We start from the raw sequence: 399 nt of genomic DNA on the forward strand, positions 1-399 counted from the left end.
AGGCAGGTTGTCGTGCGGTCGATGTAATAGGCCCGATAGTCGGGGTGGACATTCGGATGGAGAGCCAGCGCAAGGATGAGGATTTCTGACACGGCCAAAGCCGCGGCGAGCGCGTAACACCCAAGCGAGATCGCGCGTGCGTAGGGGTTGCCGACGTCAGACCAAAGCAAGGTAGCCCCCAATCCATGCCACTGTCATGAAATAGCAGGCGACCAGAAAGAGAAACAAAGCGGCTATCCAGGTCAGTTTCGATGCCGACAGCAAGAACGCCATCAACAGTATCAGAGGCGCAAGCCCAATGACGTATCTGACCATGGAGGCCAGATTCGTAATCAATGGCACGACAATGCTGATCGCGCAAAAGATACCAGCGCCATATTGCTTGCGAGCCATCAGCAC

At 55.6% G+C, this 399-nt stretch carries 1 pseudogene; it reads right to left on the reverse strand.

From position 1 onward, the window contains the following. Window positions 1–156: 156 nt before the first annotated feature. Window positions 157–399: pseudogene (locus EN914_RS38170) on the reverse strand (hypothetical protein); the annotation flags it as partial.

Source organism: Mesorhizobium sp. M7A.F.Ca.CA.001.08.2.1 (genome assembly GCF_003998455.1).
Lineage (GTDB): Bacteria > Pseudomonadota > Alphaproteobacteria > Rhizobiales > Rhizobiaceae > Mesorhizobium > Mesorhizobium ciceri.